The organism is Ciceribacter ferrooxidans (assembly GCF_004137355.1).
GTDB classification, from domain to species: domain Bacteria; phylum Pseudomonadota; class Alphaproteobacteria; order Rhizobiales; family Rhizobiaceae; genus Allorhizobium; species Allorhizobium ferrooxidans.
Window position 1 is genome coordinate 534,942 of record NZ_SDVB01000170.1, and the last position, 14,122, is coordinate 549,063.

13 protein-coding genes are annotated in these 14,122 nt (G+C 65.2%); 5 read left to right on the forward strand and 8 right to left on the reverse strand.

What is annotated here, in order from left to right:
- Positions 1-83: 83 nt before the first annotated feature.
- The 5 genes from EUU22_RS07055 to EUU22_RS07075 all read left to right on the forward strand — a co-directional run bounded on the left by EUU22_RS07055 (position 84) and on the right by EUU22_RS07075 (position 6,031).
- Positions 84-1,319, forward strand: a complete 1,236-nt coding sequence (locus EUU22_RS07055) for an MFS transporter (RefSeq protein ID WP_129331298.1) — start codon at positions 84-86, stop codon at positions 1,317-1,319.
- Between the two features lie 87 nt (positions 1,320-1,406).
- On the forward strand, positions 1,407-2,819 hold the full coding sequence (locus EUU22_RS07060) for a multicopper oxidase family protein (protein WP_129331299.1): 1,413 nt from the start codon (positions 1,407-1,409) through the stop codon (positions 2,817-2,819).
- 35 nt (positions 2,820-2,854) lie between these two features.
- Positions 2,855-3,739: an MBL fold metallo-hydrolase gene (locus EUU22_RS07065; RefSeq protein ID WP_129331300.1), complete on the forward strand. Its 885-nt coding sequence runs from the start codon at positions 2,855-2,857 to the stop codon at positions 3,737-3,739.
- A 135-nt stretch (positions 3,740-3,874) separates the two neighbouring features.
- Positions 3,875-5,020 (forward strand): ribonuclease D, encoded by a 1,146-nt coding sequence (gene rnd, locus EUU22_RS07070; protein ID WP_129331301.1) that lies wholly within the window; start codon positions 3,875-3,877, stop codon positions 5,018-5,020.
- A 24-nt stretch (positions 5,021-5,044) separates the two neighbouring features.
- Positions 5,045-6,031, forward strand: coding sequence for a small ribosomal subunit Rsm22 family protein (locus tag EUU22_RS07075; protein ID WP_129331302.1), 987 nt, complete (start codon positions 5,045-5,047; stop codon positions 6,029-6,031).
- A gap of 84 nt (positions 6,032-6,115) precedes the next feature.
- Here the strand turns inward: EUU22_RS07075 and EUU22_RS07080 are convergent, their stop codons facing one another.
- The 8 genes from EUU22_RS07080 to queC form a co-directional block, all read right to left on the reverse strand.
- Positions 6,116-6,382, reverse strand: a complete 267-nt coding sequence (locus EUU22_RS07080; protein WP_129331303.1) for a hypothetical protein — start codon at positions 6,380-6,382, stop codon at positions 6,116-6,118.
- Positions 6,383-6,557: 175 nt separating this feature from the next.
- Positions 6,558-8,078: an exopolyphosphatase gene (ppx, locus tag EUU22_RS07085; RefSeq protein WP_129331304.1), complete on the reverse strand. Its 1,521-nt coding sequence runs from the start codon at positions 8,076-8,078 to the stop codon at positions 6,558-6,560.
- A 10-nt stretch (positions 8,079-8,088) separates the two neighbouring features.
- Complete coding sequence (locus tag EUU22_RS07090) at positions 8,089-10,281, reverse strand: RNA degradosome polyphosphate kinase (RefSeq protein ID WP_129331305.1); 2,193 nt, start codon at positions 10,279-10,281, stop codon at positions 8,089-8,091.
- 64 nt (positions 10,282-10,345) lie between these two features.
- A complete protein-coding gene (gene hdaA / locus EUU22_RS07095; RefSeq protein WP_129331306.1) occupies positions 10,346-11,059 on the reverse strand; it encodes a DnaA regulatory inactivator HdaA in 714 nt (237 codons plus the stop codon).
- Entirely contained in the window at positions 11,060-12,184 is a 1,125-nt protein-coding gene (locus EUU22_RS07100; RefSeq protein WP_129331307.1) for an AI-2E family transporter, read from the reverse strand. It abuts the gene before it with no gap.
- A 109-nt stretch (positions 12,185-12,293) separates the two neighbouring features.
- Positions 12,294-13,028 (reverse strand): 7-carboxy-7-deazaguanine synthase QueE, encoded by a 735-nt coding sequence (gene queE, locus EUU22_RS07105; RefSeq protein ID WP_129331308.1) that lies wholly within the window; start codon positions 13,026-13,028, stop codon positions 12,294-12,296.
- Complete coding sequence (queD, locus tag EUU22_RS25805) at positions 13,025-13,381, reverse strand: 6-carboxytetrahydropterin synthase QueD (protein WP_129331309.1); 357 nt, start codon at positions 13,379-13,381, stop codon at positions 13,025-13,027. The genes queE and queD overlap by 4 nt, the downstream gene beginning before the upstream one ends.
- Positions 13,381-14,091: a 7-cyano-7-deazaguanine synthase QueC gene (gene queC / locus EUU22_RS07115; RefSeq protein ID WP_129331310.1), complete on the reverse strand. Its 711-nt coding sequence runs from the start codon at positions 14,089-14,091 to the stop codon at positions 13,381-13,383. Before queC ends, queD begins: the two co-directional genes overlap by 1 nt.
- Between the last annotated feature and the right edge of the window lie 31 nt (positions 14,092-14,122).

Here is a 14,122-nt window from a genome sequence, read left to right on the forward strand (position 1 = left end):
AACGGCAGAAGCGGCTGGTCTAGATATGGCATCCTGTCTCGGCAGCGACTCAAAGACGGCACCGCCAATCCGCTCAGGCCCTCATGAACGACATCCGCCCGCTCATCCCCCTGCTCATCACCGCCGGCATCCTGATCGGGGGCAACGGCCTGCAGGGGACGTTCATTTCGCTGAGAGCGCTCCAGGAGGGCTTTTCAACCTCCACCATCGGGGTGATCGGCACCGGCTACAACATCGGCTTCGCCATCGGCTGCATCTACGTCACCCGCATCATCCGGGCGATCGGCCATATCCGCACCTTCTCGGCGCTCGCGGCGATCGCTTCCGCCGCCTCGATCTCGATGCTGCTCGCAATCCATCCGGCCTCATGGTTCGCGATGCGGCTCCTGCAGGGCCTCTGCTTCGCCGGCCTCTTCGCCGTCGTGGAAAGCTGGCTCAACGCCCGCGTCACCAATGCTACGCGTGCCCGCACGCTTTCCGTCTACCGTTTCGTCGACCTCGGCTCCGTGACGTTCGCGCAATACCTGATCCCGGCTGTCGGTATCAGCGGCTTCGAGCTCTTCGCGATCGTCTCGATGGCGCTCACGCTTTCGCTCGTGCCGATCTCGTTTGCCGACCGATCGAGCCCCGAACCGCCAGAGGCGGTGCGCTTCGACCTGAAACTGCTCTGGAAGGTCTCGCCGCTCGCGACCGTCGGCTGCATCGTCGTCGGGCTCACCAATTCGACCTTCCGCTCGCTCGGGCCGGTCTATGCCGACGGCATCGGCTTTTCCGTGACGTCGATCGCAACCTTCATGAGCGTCGGCATCTTCGCGGGCGTCGTGCTGCAATACCCGCTCGGCCACTATTCCGACAAGCTCGACCGGCGGCGGATCATCCTGATCGCCACCTTCGGCGCCTTCGCGGCGGGGCTCTTCATCACTTTCGTCGCCGGATCGAACGAGTTGCTGAACTATGTCGGCATCTTCATCTTCGGTGCCTTCGCGATGCCGCTCTATTCGCTCTGCTCGGCGCATGCCAACGACCACGCGGCGCCCGGCCAGCACGCGCTCGTCTCCGCCGGCACCCTGTTCTTCTGGTCGGCCGGCGCCGTTGTCGGGCCGCTCTTCGCGTCCTTCATGCTCGACTACTTCGGGCCGCAGGCACTCTTCATCTACACGACCGTCGTGCTCGGCATCTTCATGGTCTACACGCTGCTTCGGATGAGCGTCCGCGAAGGGGTACCGGCCACCGCGCGGCGGCCGCGCTTCCGCAACCTCCTGCGCACCTCGACCTTCTTCAGCAAGCTCGCGGCGCCGCCGTCGGAAAGACAGGACTGACTGCGGCAGTCTGGCGATCGAAGCTGTATTGATGAATTTTGCTCTCAACTTTAAAAGGGAGACATCTTCATCCGCACGGTATCCCGAATGCTTCCGCTGACCCGCCGCAATCTCCTCAAGGCCGCCGCCGTCGGCGGCGCCTATGCCTCGGGTGTCGCGCTTGCACCCGGCATCACCCGCGCGCTCGCCGGTGCGACGGCCGACCCGCTGCTTCTCGAAGCCTACGAACTGGCGGCGATGATCGACGGCAAGGCGCCGAGCAAGGGGGTGATGAGCTACCGGACGTCCACCTCGCCGGCGGACGTGGCGCCGCCGGTCATCAGGGCGCGGCGCGGCGAACCGTTCTCCGCGCGTTTCGAGAACCGGCTACAGGAGCCGACGACCGTCCACTGGCACGGCCTGCGGATCGCAAACGCGATGGACGGCGTTCCTTTCCTGACCCAGCCTTACGTCTATCCCGGCGACGGCTTCGACTACACCTTCACGCCGCCGGATGCCGGCACCTTCTGGTACCACCCCCACTGCAACACGCTGACGCAGATCGGCCGCGGGCTCGCCGGCATGCTCATCGTCGAGGACCTGGGCGACCCCGTGTTCGACGGTGAGATCGCGCTCAACCTGCGCGACTGGCGGCTCGGCGGCAATTCGCAGTTCATCGAGCAGTTCAAGGCGCGCGACGCGGCCAAGGCCGGCACCTTCGGCACGGTCCGCACCGCCAACTGGCAGGTAGAGCCGAGCTACGACGCGCCGGCCGGCGGTCTCGTCCGGCTTCGTCTCCTCGCCTCCGACGTCACGCGCATCTTCAACCTGAAACTCACAGGTGCAGAGGCGGTGATCGTCGCGATCGACGGCCAGCCGGCGCCTTCGATCATGCCGCTCGACATGGCGGTCGTCTCGCCCGGCCAGCGCCTCGATCTCGTCCTGCGCATGCCCGACGACGAAGGCGCGACGGTCACGATCGAGGACGTCCGGCCATCGACGCCGAAGACGGTCGCACGGCTCAGGGCCGTCGGCGCCTCGCTGAAGCGGAGCCTCGGCGACGTGCCGCCGCTCGCCGCCAATCCGCAGCCCGAACCCGATCTTTCGGCAGCGACCGAGGTGCCGCTGATCCTCAGCGCCACCGCCGAACAGGCGGCGAAGGATTCGATCTGCGGTTCGCTCGGCTATTCCTTCTGGGCGATCAACAAGGTGCCCTATCCCGGCGACAGCGCCGATCCGATGGCGCCGCTTGCGGAGATGAAGCTCGGAAAGACCTATGTCTTCAATCTCGAAAACGTCACGCCGCATGCACACCCGATCCATCTGCACGGGATGAACTTCAAGGTGATCTCCTCGTCGACGCGGGCGGTGCTGCCGCTCGTCTCCGACACCTATCTCGTGCTTCCCGACGAGAAGGTGCAGTTCGCCGTCGTCGCCGACAATCCGGGCGACTGGGTGCTACACTGCCACATCATCGAGCACCAGAAGACGGGTATGACGAGTTTCGTGCGGGTGGTATAGCGGGTCTTCCCGCGTTGCCCGACCGGAGACGTTCCATGCCGTCGCTCACCGACACCCTGCGCGTCCACGAACCCTATCGCGGCCTCTACGCCTATTACGACGGCCGGATCGAAGGCGTGCGGCTCTGGTCGAAGGAGCCCAACTGGGTCGACGACGGGGCCTATTCGCTGGGCGTCGCCAGCTTCGCGATCGTCTCCGGCAATGAGGCGATCGTCTACGACACCCATATCTCGCTCGACCATGCCCGCGCGATCCGCGCGCATCTCCTGGGCCTCGGTGTCGAGACGATCCGCGTCGTGCTCAGCCACTGGCATACCGATCACATCGCCGGCAATGCGGTCTTTTCCGATTGCGAGATCATCGCCAACCGGCTGACACACGAGGCGATGCTGGCAAACCGCGAGATGCTCGCCGCGAAGACCCCGCCGATCTCGCCGCTCATTCTTCCGACCCGCCTTTTCGAGGACGAACTGGTGCTCGACCTTGCGGGGCTCGAACTGCGGCTGATGCGTTTCGACATCCACAGCGCCGACGGCACCGTGATCCTCATTCCCGATCTCGGCGTGCTGCTTGCCGGCGACACGCTGGAGGACACCATCACCTACATTTCCGAACCCGAGCACACACGCACCCACATCGCCGAGCTCGACCGGCTGGCAGCCCTACCCTTCCGCCGCATCCTGCCGAACCACGGCGCCGAGGCGGTGATCGCCGCCGGAGGTTACGAGGCGAGCCTCATCTCGGCCACCAAGGCCTATCTCGAACGCCTGCTTTCCCGCCTCGACGACCCGGCGATCGATAGCGAGCCCCTCTCCGTCTTCGTCGCGCCCGAGATCGAGAAGGGCTGGATCGGCTATTTCGCTCCTTACGAAGAGGTGCACCGCGAGAACGTCGCGGCCCTGCGCGAGGCTAGGCGCTGACCCTCTTCTGTCGCTTTGCCGCGTCACTTCGCCCGGAAATGCCCCCGCGGCGGCCGGAACCGGCCGTTCATATTGACATCGCGGGGCGAACGCGGAAGGAAGGTGGATCGCAAATTCCATCAAGACCGAGACGACATGATCGAAACGACCGCTGCCCTCGAGGAAGCCTGCACAAAGCTCGCCAAGTCCGACTTCATCACCATCGACACCGAATTCCTGCGTGAATCCACGTTCTGGCCGGAACTCTGTCTGATCCAGATGGCGAGCCCGGACCTCGAAGTAATCGTCGATCCGCTCGCCAAGGGTATCGATCTCGCTCCCTTCTTCGCGCTGATGGCCGACAGCTCCGTCGTCAAGGTGTTCCACGCCGCCCGGCAGGACATCGAGATCATCTTCCACCTCGGCAACCTGATCCCGCATCCGATCTTCGACACGCAGGTTGCGGCGATGGTCTGCGGCTTCGGGGATTCGGTCTCCTACGACCAGCTCGTGCAGAAGGTGAAGAACGTCCACATCGACAAGACCTCGCGCTTCACCGACTGGAGCCGCCGGCCGCTGTCCGACAAGCAGCTGGAATACGCGCTCGCCGACGTCACGCACCTGCGCGACGTCTACCTGAGGCTCAGGGAGGAGCTCGAACGGGAGGGCCGCGCGGACTGGCTCACAGAGGAAATGAACATCCTCGAGTCGCGCGAAACCTACGACCTGCACCCGGATGATGCCTGGCAACGGCTGAAGATGCGGCTCCGAAAGCCGCAGGAACTCGCCGTGATCAAGTATGTCGCCGCCTGGCGCGAGCGCGAGGCCCGCAACCGCAACGTCCCGCGCTCCCGCGTGCTGAAGGACGACGCGATCTACGAGATCGCCCAGCAGCAGCCTAAGGATGCCGAGGCGCTCGGCCGCTTGCGCACCATCTCGAAGGGCTGGGAACGCTCGAATGCGGGCGCTGCTATCATCGAAGCGGTCAACGAGGCGCTCGCGCTGCCGAAGGCGGAGATGCCGCATGTGCATCGTCACGTCCAGGCGCCCGACGGGGCAGCCGCCTCGGTCGAGCTTCTGAAGGTACTCCTGCGCCTCACCTCGGAGAAGCACGGCGTCGCGGCGAAGGTCATCGCCAATACCGAGGACCTGGAACGGATCGCCGCCGAGGGCGACAAGGCCGATGTCGGGGCGATGCACGGCTGGCGCCGCGAACTCTTCGGCGATCTCGCCCTGAAGCTCATCTCCGGCGGCGTCGGCCTGCGCTTCGTCGACAAGCGCGTCGAAGCGGTGGAGTTCTGAGGCTGAACTGGCGCTGAAGACACCATGGAACTGCCCGCCGCCCTGCGCCGCGCCGTCGACGACGCCCTCGAAGGCGAAGCGCTCGACCGCCTGACCCGCGCCAGCCAGACGCTTTCCGACCGCTACCGCCGCGAAATCCGCGACGGGCGTTTCCATATCGACGGGACGCTCGCGGCCAAGGCCTATCTCGCCACCCGCCTGCCGGCAACGTTTGCCGCCGTCCGCGCCGCGCTCGACATGGTGGCCGAGGCCTCGCCCACCTTCGCGCCGCAAACGCTGCTCGACGTCGGCGCCGGCCCCGGCACCGCGCTCTGGGCGGCTGCCGACTGCTGGCCGGAGCTCCGTCAGGCGACGATCGTTGAGGCGAGTGCATCGATCCGCACTGTCGGCGAGGCGCTCGCAAGATCCTCGACCGTCGCCTCGACATGGCTTGCCGGCGATGTCACGGGCGCGCTTCCCGTCAAGGCTCCGGCGGACCTCGTGACGCTTGCCTATGTGCTCGACGAGATCGCCGAAGGGGCCATTGCGGACGTCACGGGCAAGCTCTGGGCGCTCACCGGCCAGACACTCGTCATCGTCGAGCCCGGCACGCCCGCCGGCTGGCGGCGTATCCAGATCGTCCGCGACACGCTGATCAAGGCCGGCGCTCATGTGGTTGCGCCCTGCCCGCACGCCGCGCCCTGCGCGATCGCGGGTACCGACTGGTGCCACTTTTCCCGCCGCGTGGCGCGCTCGCGTCTTCATCGCCTCGCCAAGCAGGCGGATGTGCCCTGGGAAGACGAGAAATACATCTTCATCGCCGCTTCGCGGATGCCGGCCGAGCCGCCTCCCGCGCGGGTTCTTGCGCCGCCGCGCGTTGCAAGCGGGCTCGTCCGCTTGAAGCTCTGCCGTTCCGACGGCGGCATCGGCGAACTCACCGTCAGCCGGCGGGACGGCGACCTCTTCCGCGAGGCGCGGCGGGCCGACTGGGGCGACGGCTTCCATCTCCCGCAGGATGAAGACGGTGCGTGAGCCGACAGTTTAAAACCGCGGCAGGAATCGAAAGGGCCGGCGCGTGATCCCGCACCGGCCCGTCTAAGCGCGACAGTTCGCGGATCAGAGCTTCATGACGAAAGTCGATCCGGTCTCCAGCGACTGGGGTGTTCCGTTCGGATCGTAGAGAGCCGCACCCGATGCGCCCGGTGCTGCCGACGGACCGGCCGTGTACTCCACAGTCCAGTCAACCTGGGTTTTCGGGCTTTCGACCGGCGACTTCGTCTGCCAGGCGACGCTGGACTGATCGCCCGTCTTCGGCGCTTTCTGATAGATCGTGATGCCGGACGAGCCGGCGGTGTTGTTGAAACTGATGCTGTAGGTCGACACGATAAATACCTCGTTGTGTCCGATGGCCGCAGACTACGCCGCGAGACGCCCGACACAACGGCCGAAACTGGGCGCATTTTCGAGGAAAGATACAGGGTTACGGCAAGAATAACGGATCGCCTAAAAGCCGAGCAACCCTTCCCCTTCAGCTACGGGGCCGACGATGTCTCGCCCGTTACTCGAAACGGAAGGCGAGGCGCTTGCCGGTCAGCCGCGCGAGCTGCTGAAGGCGTCCTTCGAGCCGCTCGCCGGCAAAGCCGCGATACTGCGGCGGCACGACAAATTCGAGGTCAAGGTCCGGCTTCGACGATCGCGCGAAGGTGAGATTGTCGACCACGCCCGGCATCGAGGCGGAGAAAAGATAGACGACCCGCAGCAGACCGCCGACGAGCTTCGCCCGCTGCAGGAGACGCTCGGTCGCGATCGCGGCGAGCGGCCCCGTCTGGCCGTCGTCGTTGAGACCCTCGAAGCGGTAGTAGTTGGTGAGCGCGATGAAGGCACGGCCGGGATGGGTGATCCCGATGAAGGACGAATGCGCGATGATGTTCAGCGCCTGCAGGCCGCGGTAATCCGGATGCGCGCGCCAGCTGATATCGGCAAGCAGGCAGGCGGCCTGCCGGTAGCGGCCTTCCTCCACCGTCTCGTCGATGTCGAAGAATGGCATCATCCGACCGGTCCAGTCGGCGAGTTCGCGGGCATGTTCGGGCGAACGGGCCCTCAGGATCGCCAGTTCGTCCGCGGCGGCGAGCAGCGGATCGGCCGCGCGGTCTTCTTCCGAAAGCAGCGCATAGAGATAGCCTTCGCGCACGCCCTGTGCCGAAAACGAGACCTTCGCCGGCTTCATCGCGTCGAGCACCTCGCGCATGGCGATGGCGCCGTAGGGTAGAAGCGCACGACGGCTCTTGGAAATCGCCTGCCAGGCCGGATCGCGGCTGTCGCCGTTGGCGATGATCTCGTCGAGGAAGCGGACGACCTCGTCATGCGGCAGCTCGTAGCCTTGCATCATGTGGAGCGGATAGTTGCGCTTCTCCATGTGGAGCTTGGCGACGTTTCGCCAGGTCCCGCCGACCGCGTAGAAGGTGCGCCCCTCGCCCTTCTCAAGCATGGTGGTTTCCCGGATCAGCCGCCGGGCAATCGTGCGAGCCTTGGCGATCGAGCCCTCTGCCGTCTCGGACAGACGAAGACCGCCGAGCGGCAGCGTGACGCCCTTGCCGAGTTCGCGGCCGCGAATGTCGATGAGCTCGAGCGATCCGCCGCCGAGGTCGCCGGCGATGCCGTCCGGATCATGGAAGCCGCTGACGACGCCGAGCGCCGAATAGAGTGCCTCCTGTTCGCCGCTCAGAACCTCGATCGAGTGAGCGAGGATCGCCTCGGCGTCGTGGATGAAATCCGGGCCGTTGGCAGCCTCCCGCGCGGCAGCCGTCGCCAGCACATACATGGACGTGGCCTGCGCCTGCTCGGAGAGTGCACGGAAACGCCGGAGTGCCGCGAGCGCGCGACGCACGCCCTCCTCGTCCATGCGCCCGGTCGAGGCGAGCCCCTTGCCGAGCCCGCAGAGAACCTTTTCGTTGAACAGGATGGCAGGCGACCTGGAAAGCCCTTCATAGACGACGAGGCGGATCGAGTTCGAGCCGATGTCGATGACGGAGACAGGGGCGATACCGGGTAAACGTCCCTGCGCTTCTGATCGTGTCATGAAGTACCAGTTATTTCTTTCGGCCGGAGATGAGACCGGCGATCAGCTTCGGCGCGCTCGATTTCAACGCTTCGCCCCGGCCCGAAAGGCTGGGATTGGTCATGAAATACTGCTGCGCATTAAACGGTTCCTCTCCCGGGCGCACTTCCATGCGGCGGGAGGTACCGTCGGGCAGTATCTCGTAGCTCTGCTGGTTGTCAATCAGATTGCCGAGCATAATCTGTGAAAGAACCTGCTCGTGAACCGTCGGATTTATCAGCGGAACCAGCGTTTCCACGCGCCGGTCGAGATTGCGCGGCATCATGTCCGCGGAGCCGATATAGACGAGCGCCTTTTCCGACGGCAGGCCGTAGCCGTTGCCGAAGCAGAAGATGCGGCTGTGCTCGAGGAAGCGGCTGACGATCGACTTCACCCGGATATTGTCCGAAAGTCCCGGCACCTGCGGACGCAGGCAGCAGATGCCGCGCACCACAAGGTCGATTTCCACGCCCGCCCGGCTCGCGCGGTAGAGGGCGTCGATGATCTCCGGATCGACGAGCGAGTTCATCTTCATCCAGATCGCCGCCGGACGACCGGCTTGGGCATGCTCGATCTCCTCGGCGATATGCTTGAGGATACGCGGGCGAAGCGTATAGGGCGAGACGGCCAGCTTCATGCTTTCCTCCGGCTCGCCATAGCCGGTGATGAAGTTGAAAACGTTCGCCATGTCGTGGGCGATCTTCGGGTTGCAGGTGAAGAAGGAAAGGTCCGTGTAGATCTTCGCCGTGACCGGATGGTAGTTGCCGGTGCCGAGGTGGCAGTAGGTCCTGAGCTTGCCCTCTTCGCGGCGCACCACCATCGACATCTTGGCGTGCGTCTTCAGTTCGATGAAGCCGAAGACGACCTGCACGCCGGCGCGTTCGAGATCGCGCGCCCAGCGGATGTTCGCCTCTTCGTCGAAGCGCGCCTTGAGTTCGACCAGCGCCGTCACCGACTTGCCGGCATCGGCCGCATCGATGAGGGCGCGGACGATCGGGCTGTCGTTGGAGGTACGGTAGAGCGTTTGCTTGATCGCCAGCACGTCCGGATCGCGCGCCGCCTGCAGGAGGAACTGCACGACGACGTCGAAGGACTCGTAAGGATGGTGAACCACCATGTCCTTCTCGCGGATCGCCGCCAGGCAATCGCCGGCGTGTTCGCGCACGCGCTCGGGGAAACGGGCATTGTAGGGTTCGAAGCGCAGGTCGTCACGCGGCGCCTTGGCGATCTCGGAAAGCGTGTTGAGCGCCAGCAGGCCGGGCAGGATCGCCACCCGGTTCTCCGGCACGCCGAGCTCATGGACGACGAACTGGCGCAGCGCCGCGGGCATTTCCGAATCCGTCTCGATGCGGATCACCGAACCGCGGCGTCGGCGCTTCAGCGCCGTCTCGAAGTAGCGCACGAGATCTTCGGCTTCTTCCTCGACTTCGATATCGCTGTCGCGGATGATCCGGAACGTGCCGAAGCCCATGACCTCGTAGCCGGGATAGAGCCGGTCGATGAACATGCCGACGACATCTTCCAGCGTGATGTAACGAAGCGTGTTGCTGTCGTCCGGCAGCCGGATGAAGCGGTCGAGCGTGGTCGGCAGGCGCAGGAGCGCGGTCATCGGCTCGCGGCCCTGCTTGCGCTCGAGCTGCAGGCCCATCGAGAAGCCGAGATTGGGGATGAAGGGGAACGGGTGCGCCGGATCGATCGAAAGCGGCGTCAGCACCGGAAAGATCGATTCCTCGAATTCTGTCTCCAGCCAGAGGCGATCCTCGTCGGAAAGGGCGGCCGGACGGACGATGAGGATGTCTTCCTTGGCGAGATACTGCTGCAGCACGGCGAGCGAGGCCTGCTGCTCCATCTGCAGATTATCGATCTCCTTCAGGATCTCCTCGAGCTGTTCGAGCGGCGTCTTGCCGTCGGGGCTGCGGATGGTGATGCCCTGGCGCACCTGCCCTTCGAGGCCGGCGACGCGCACCATGAAGAACTCGTCGAGGTTGGTTGCGGAAATCGACAGGAAGCGCACGCGCTCGAGCAGCGGATGGGCGGTGTTCAGCGTTTCTTCGAGAACGCGGCGATTGAACTGCAGCCAGGAGAATTCGCGGTTGATGAAACGCGAAGGACTGGTCATCAGGTCTTCCGTTTCGGCGCTCGCCTCTGCCCCGACCGTCTCCGCCTCGGTTACAACGTTATCCATGATTCCGTCCTTTGTTCGCCCTCTGGCGCCCACTATAACAGCTTCAAGACGGCACTGTGACAACTCAATCGTGATGGTCGTCGCCGTGGAACTCGTCGAGGACCTCCGCGACTAGCGCCCGCGAAATCTTCGCCCGGCGCGCCAGCGCCAACCGGTCGATGCGATCGACCACGTCCTGGGCGGCGGCGAAGGACCGCTCCATCCGCTGCACGATATAGCCGACGATGCGGTCGTCGATCGCAAGCTGCCGGTCGGCGAAGAGCTTGACGATGAGTTGCGCAAGGAGTTCCTCCTCGGGCTCGCCGATTTCGACCATGGTGGCGGCCTTCAGCCGCGAGCGCAGGTCGGGCAGCGCGACGGCCCAGGACAGGGGCCAGGTGCGGGACGTCATCAAGAGGCTGGTGCCGTTCTCGCGCACACTGTTGATCACGTGGAAAAGCTCGACCTCGTCGAAGCCGCGCCGCTCGGCATCCTCGAAGAGGACCGGGCCTGCGGCCGCGGCGAGCGCCGCGTGCGAACCGGTGACCGGATGGATGTCGACGGCGCCGCTCTGCTCGCGCCAGATTTCGGCAAGATGCGACTTCCCCGACCCCGCGGGACCGGCGAGGATCACCACGGGCGACGGCCAATGCGGCCAGGAATCGATGATGGCGACGGCCGCTTCCAGACGGCCTGAGACCAGCAGGTCGTCGCGGCCGGTCGCAGCGGCATGGCCGAACACCAGCGGAAGCTGCTCCGCCACTTTCAGCTTCGCCCCAAACTTCTTGTTTTCACTCATTTACTTCTCTGAAGCACCGGGCTCCTGCTCGCCACCGCGGCCGGGCGCCTGTCCATAATACAGATCGCTCTCAAGATACCGCCCCAGGGCAAAGCGGACAAGGACGCCGATCGCCGCCGCCGCCGGCACGGCGACGAGCACGCCGACGAAACCGAAGAGCGCGCCGAAGGCGAAGAGGGCGAACATCAGCCACACCGGATGCAGCCCGACGCTCTGGCCGACGAGTTTCGGCTGCAGGATGTTGCCTTCGAGGAACTGGCCGGAGAAGAAGAAGATCACCACGATGACGAGATGGACGTAATCGGGCCAGAACTGCACCAGCGCGACGCCGGCGGCCAGCACCAGGCCGACGGTCGAGCCGACATAGGGAATGAAGCTGATCATGCCGGTGAAGAAGCCGATCAGCAGCCCGAAATTGAGGCCGATCAGCGAAAGGCCGACGGCATAATAGATACCGAGGATGAGGCAGAGCGATCCCTGCCCGCGCACGAAGCCGGCGATCGTCTTGTCCATTTCGGTGGCGATCTCGCGGACCGCACCGACCTGGTTGCGTGGCACCCAGCTGTCTACCTTCGCCACCATCCGGTCCCAGTCGAGCAGGAGATAGAAGGCGACGACAGGGGTCACGACCAGGAGTGCGGCAATGTCGACGAGCGCCTTGCCGGAATTCCAGATCTGCGCCACCAGCGTGGCGACAAAGCCGGCGCCCTCGGTCAGCAGCTTGGAGAAATTCTCCTTGATCGTCGCCATCTGGCCGTCGAGCCATCCCGGCAGCCAGCGGGCGTTGGAGGTCGCGATGAAGTTCTGCAACTCGCTGACATAGCCCGGAACATGCTGGATGAAATCATTGAGCTGGGTGGCGAGCACCGGAATGATGATCATCAGCGCCAGCACGAAGACGAAGATGAAGGCGACCAGAATGACCGTCGTCGCCATGAAGCGGTTGAGGCCGAGCCGTTCCAGCCGGTCGGCGACGGGATCGAGGAAATAGGCGAGCGCCATGCCGACGATGAACGGCAGAAGGATGGTGCGGAACAGGAACAGGAACAGGATGAAGCCGGCAAGCGCCGCGAGCCCGAAAAAGGCCTGTCGCTTCAGGGTAACGCCGGAAATGTGCTGGGTCATGCTCGGGGCTCCGCTGCGATCGTCCGGCTAGGAAGTAGAATGGCGGAGGCGTAAGGGTCAAGGGCCGCCGCGCCCCATCCCCCTTCACCGCCGCGCAAGGAAGAGCCGCTCAGACGCCCCGCCGGTTTCCCCAGAGCATGACGTGAAGCTGCGGCAGGACATGGGCGGCAAACCAGCGCTCGCCGGCAACCGCGTCGACCAGCCAGCGCATGCGCTCCGTCAGGCCATCGAGATCAACGTTTCCCTCGCCGTCGGCCGGCGGCGGCGTATGGTTGCCCGGCTGCAGGTATACGGGAAGCGCCGGGAAATGTGCCGATACCTCGCGGGCGAAGGCGAAGTCCTCCACGTCGAAGACCACGAATTTCAGGACTGTCTGCGGTCCGTCGCCCGCCGCTTCCACGCAATCGGTGAGAATGGTCCTATCGCACGCCATGCCGCTCGACGGCGGTTTCGGACTGAGCACCAGCGTGTCGAGCCGGGCAAACCACGGCCTTGCCAGCGATCCCTGGGTTTCGAGCGCGAAGCGGTAGCCCTCGCTGTGCCCCAGGTCGATCAGGTCGCCGAGCGGCTGGATCGCCGGATTGCCGCCGGAGAGCGAGACGGTGAGCGGCTCGCCGCCGGAAAGCCGCGTGACCTCGCTCCAGATGTCCCCCGTCGACATCGGCTTCCAGTCGTGCCGAAACCGGCTCTCGACGGCATGCAGGCTGTCGCACCAGCTGCAACGGTAGTCGCAGCCGCCGGTGCGCACGAAGACGGTCGGCAGGCCGATCAGCACCCCCTCGCCCTGGATCGTCGGCCCGAAGATCTCGCTCACCAGGACGGTCAGGGAAGATGTCTCCGTCATGGCCGGTATTCCGCCCAGGTCTTCGGCGTCTCGCTTACCCTGACCGCCGAGGTTTCCGGCAGCCGCACCTTGCACCAGTCGTAGAAATGCCGGGCGAGGCACTCGGCCGTCACCTTGTCGTGGCCGAGCACGTCGTTCAGGTGGCGGTGGTCGAAGGCCTCGTCGATGTAGCGCTTCAGCGGCGCCAGCTCGTGATAGTCGCGCACGAAGCCGTGCTCGTCGAGTTCGGCGGCCGAAAGCTCCACCTCGACCACATAGTTGTGGCCGTGCAGGCGCGCGCATTGATGATCCGCCGGCAGGCCCTTCAACTGGTGCGACGCGGAGAAATGGAATTCCTTGGTGATGCGGTACATCAGCGGACCTCTTCGGCGCTGAAGGCACCGGTCGCCGCCGCCCAGAAATCCGGGTCCTCGTAGCCGGTCGGGTCGCTCACGCCGGCGAGATGGAAGGCCTCGCGCCGCTCGACGCAGGTCCCGCAGCGGCCGCAGTGGCGCTCGCCGCCCTTGTAGCAGGACCAGGTCCGCTCGAAGGGCGTGCCGTGGCGCGCGCCGTCCGCGACGATGTCCGCCTTCGAGGCGTTGACGTAAGGGGCGAAGAGCCGCACCGCGGCATAGCCGTCGAGGGCCGCATCCTGCATCACCTGGAAGGCGTCGATGAAGCCCGGGCGACAGTCGGGATAGATGAAGTGATCGCCGCCGTGCACGGCCACCGCCACGGCATCCGCGTTGCGGGCCGCAGCGACGCCGAAGGCGATCGCCAGCATGATGGCGTTGCGGTTCGGCACGACGGTCACCTTCATGGTGTCCTCGGCGTAGTGGCCGTCCGGCACGTCGATGGTGTCGGTCAGCGCAAAACCGCTCAGATGCCGTCCGACAGCGGATATGTCGATGATCTCGTGCGGCACGCCGAGCCGGGCGGCGCAGTCGGCCGCATAGTCCAGCTCCTTCTTGTGGCGCTGTCCGTAGTCGAAGGAAATGAGGGCCAGAAGTTCGTGTTCCGCCGCGATCCGGTGGGCGAGCGAAACGGAGTCCAGTCCGCCGGAGCAGACCACGATGGTTTTCATGTTGTTCGTCCTTGTTTTGACCGGGTAGGCT

Excerpts from the sequence above, each read along its gene's own strand:
- queE (WP_129331308.1), bottom strand. The coding sequence starts at position 13,028 with ATGACGGAGACATCTTCCCTGACCGTCCTGGTGAGCGAGATCTTCGGG.
- EUU22_RS07100 (WP_129331307.1), bottom strand. The coding sequence starts at position 12,184 with ATGACCCAGCACATTTCCGGCGTTACCCTGAAGCGACAGGCCTTTTTC.
- queC (WP_129331310.1), bottom strand. The coding sequence starts at position 14,091 with ATGAAAACCATCGTGGTCTGCTCCGGCGGACTGGACTCCGTTTCGCTC.
- ppx (WP_129331304.1), bottom strand. The coding sequence starts at position 8,078 with ATGACACGATCAGAAGCGCAGGGACGTTTACCCGGTATCGCCCCTGTC.
- EUU22_RS07090 (WP_129331305.1), bottom strand. The coding sequence starts at position 10,281 with ATGGATAACGTTGTAACCGAGGCGGAGACGGTCGGGGCAGAGGCGAGC.
- EUU22_RS07055 (WP_129331298.1), top strand. The coding sequence starts at position 84 with ATGAACGACATCCGCCCGCTCATCCCCCTGCTCATCACCGCCGGCATC.
- hdaA (WP_129331306.1), bottom strand. The coding sequence starts at position 11,059 with ATGAGTGAAAACAAGAAGTTTGGGGCGAAGCTGAAAGTGGCGGAGCAG.
- rnd (WP_129331301.1), top strand. The coding sequence starts at position 3,875 with ATGATCGAAACGACCGCTGCCCTCGAGGAAGCCTGCACAAAGCTCGCC.
- EUU22_RS07075 (WP_129331302.1), top strand. The coding sequence starts at position 5,045 with ATGGAACTGCCCGCCGCCCTGCGCCGCGCCGTCGACGACGCCCTCGAA.
- queD (WP_129331309.1), bottom strand. The coding sequence starts at position 13,381 with ATGTACCGCATCACCAAGGAATTCCATTTCTCCGCGTCGCACCAGTTG.
- EUU22_RS07060 (WP_129331299.1), top strand. The coding sequence starts at position 1,407 with ATGCTTCCGCTGACCCGCCGCAATCTCCTCAAGGCCGCCGCCGTCGGC.
- EUU22_RS07065 (WP_129331300.1), top strand. The coding sequence starts at position 2,855 with ATGCCGTCGCTCACCGACACCCTGCGCGTCCACGAACCCTATCGCGGC.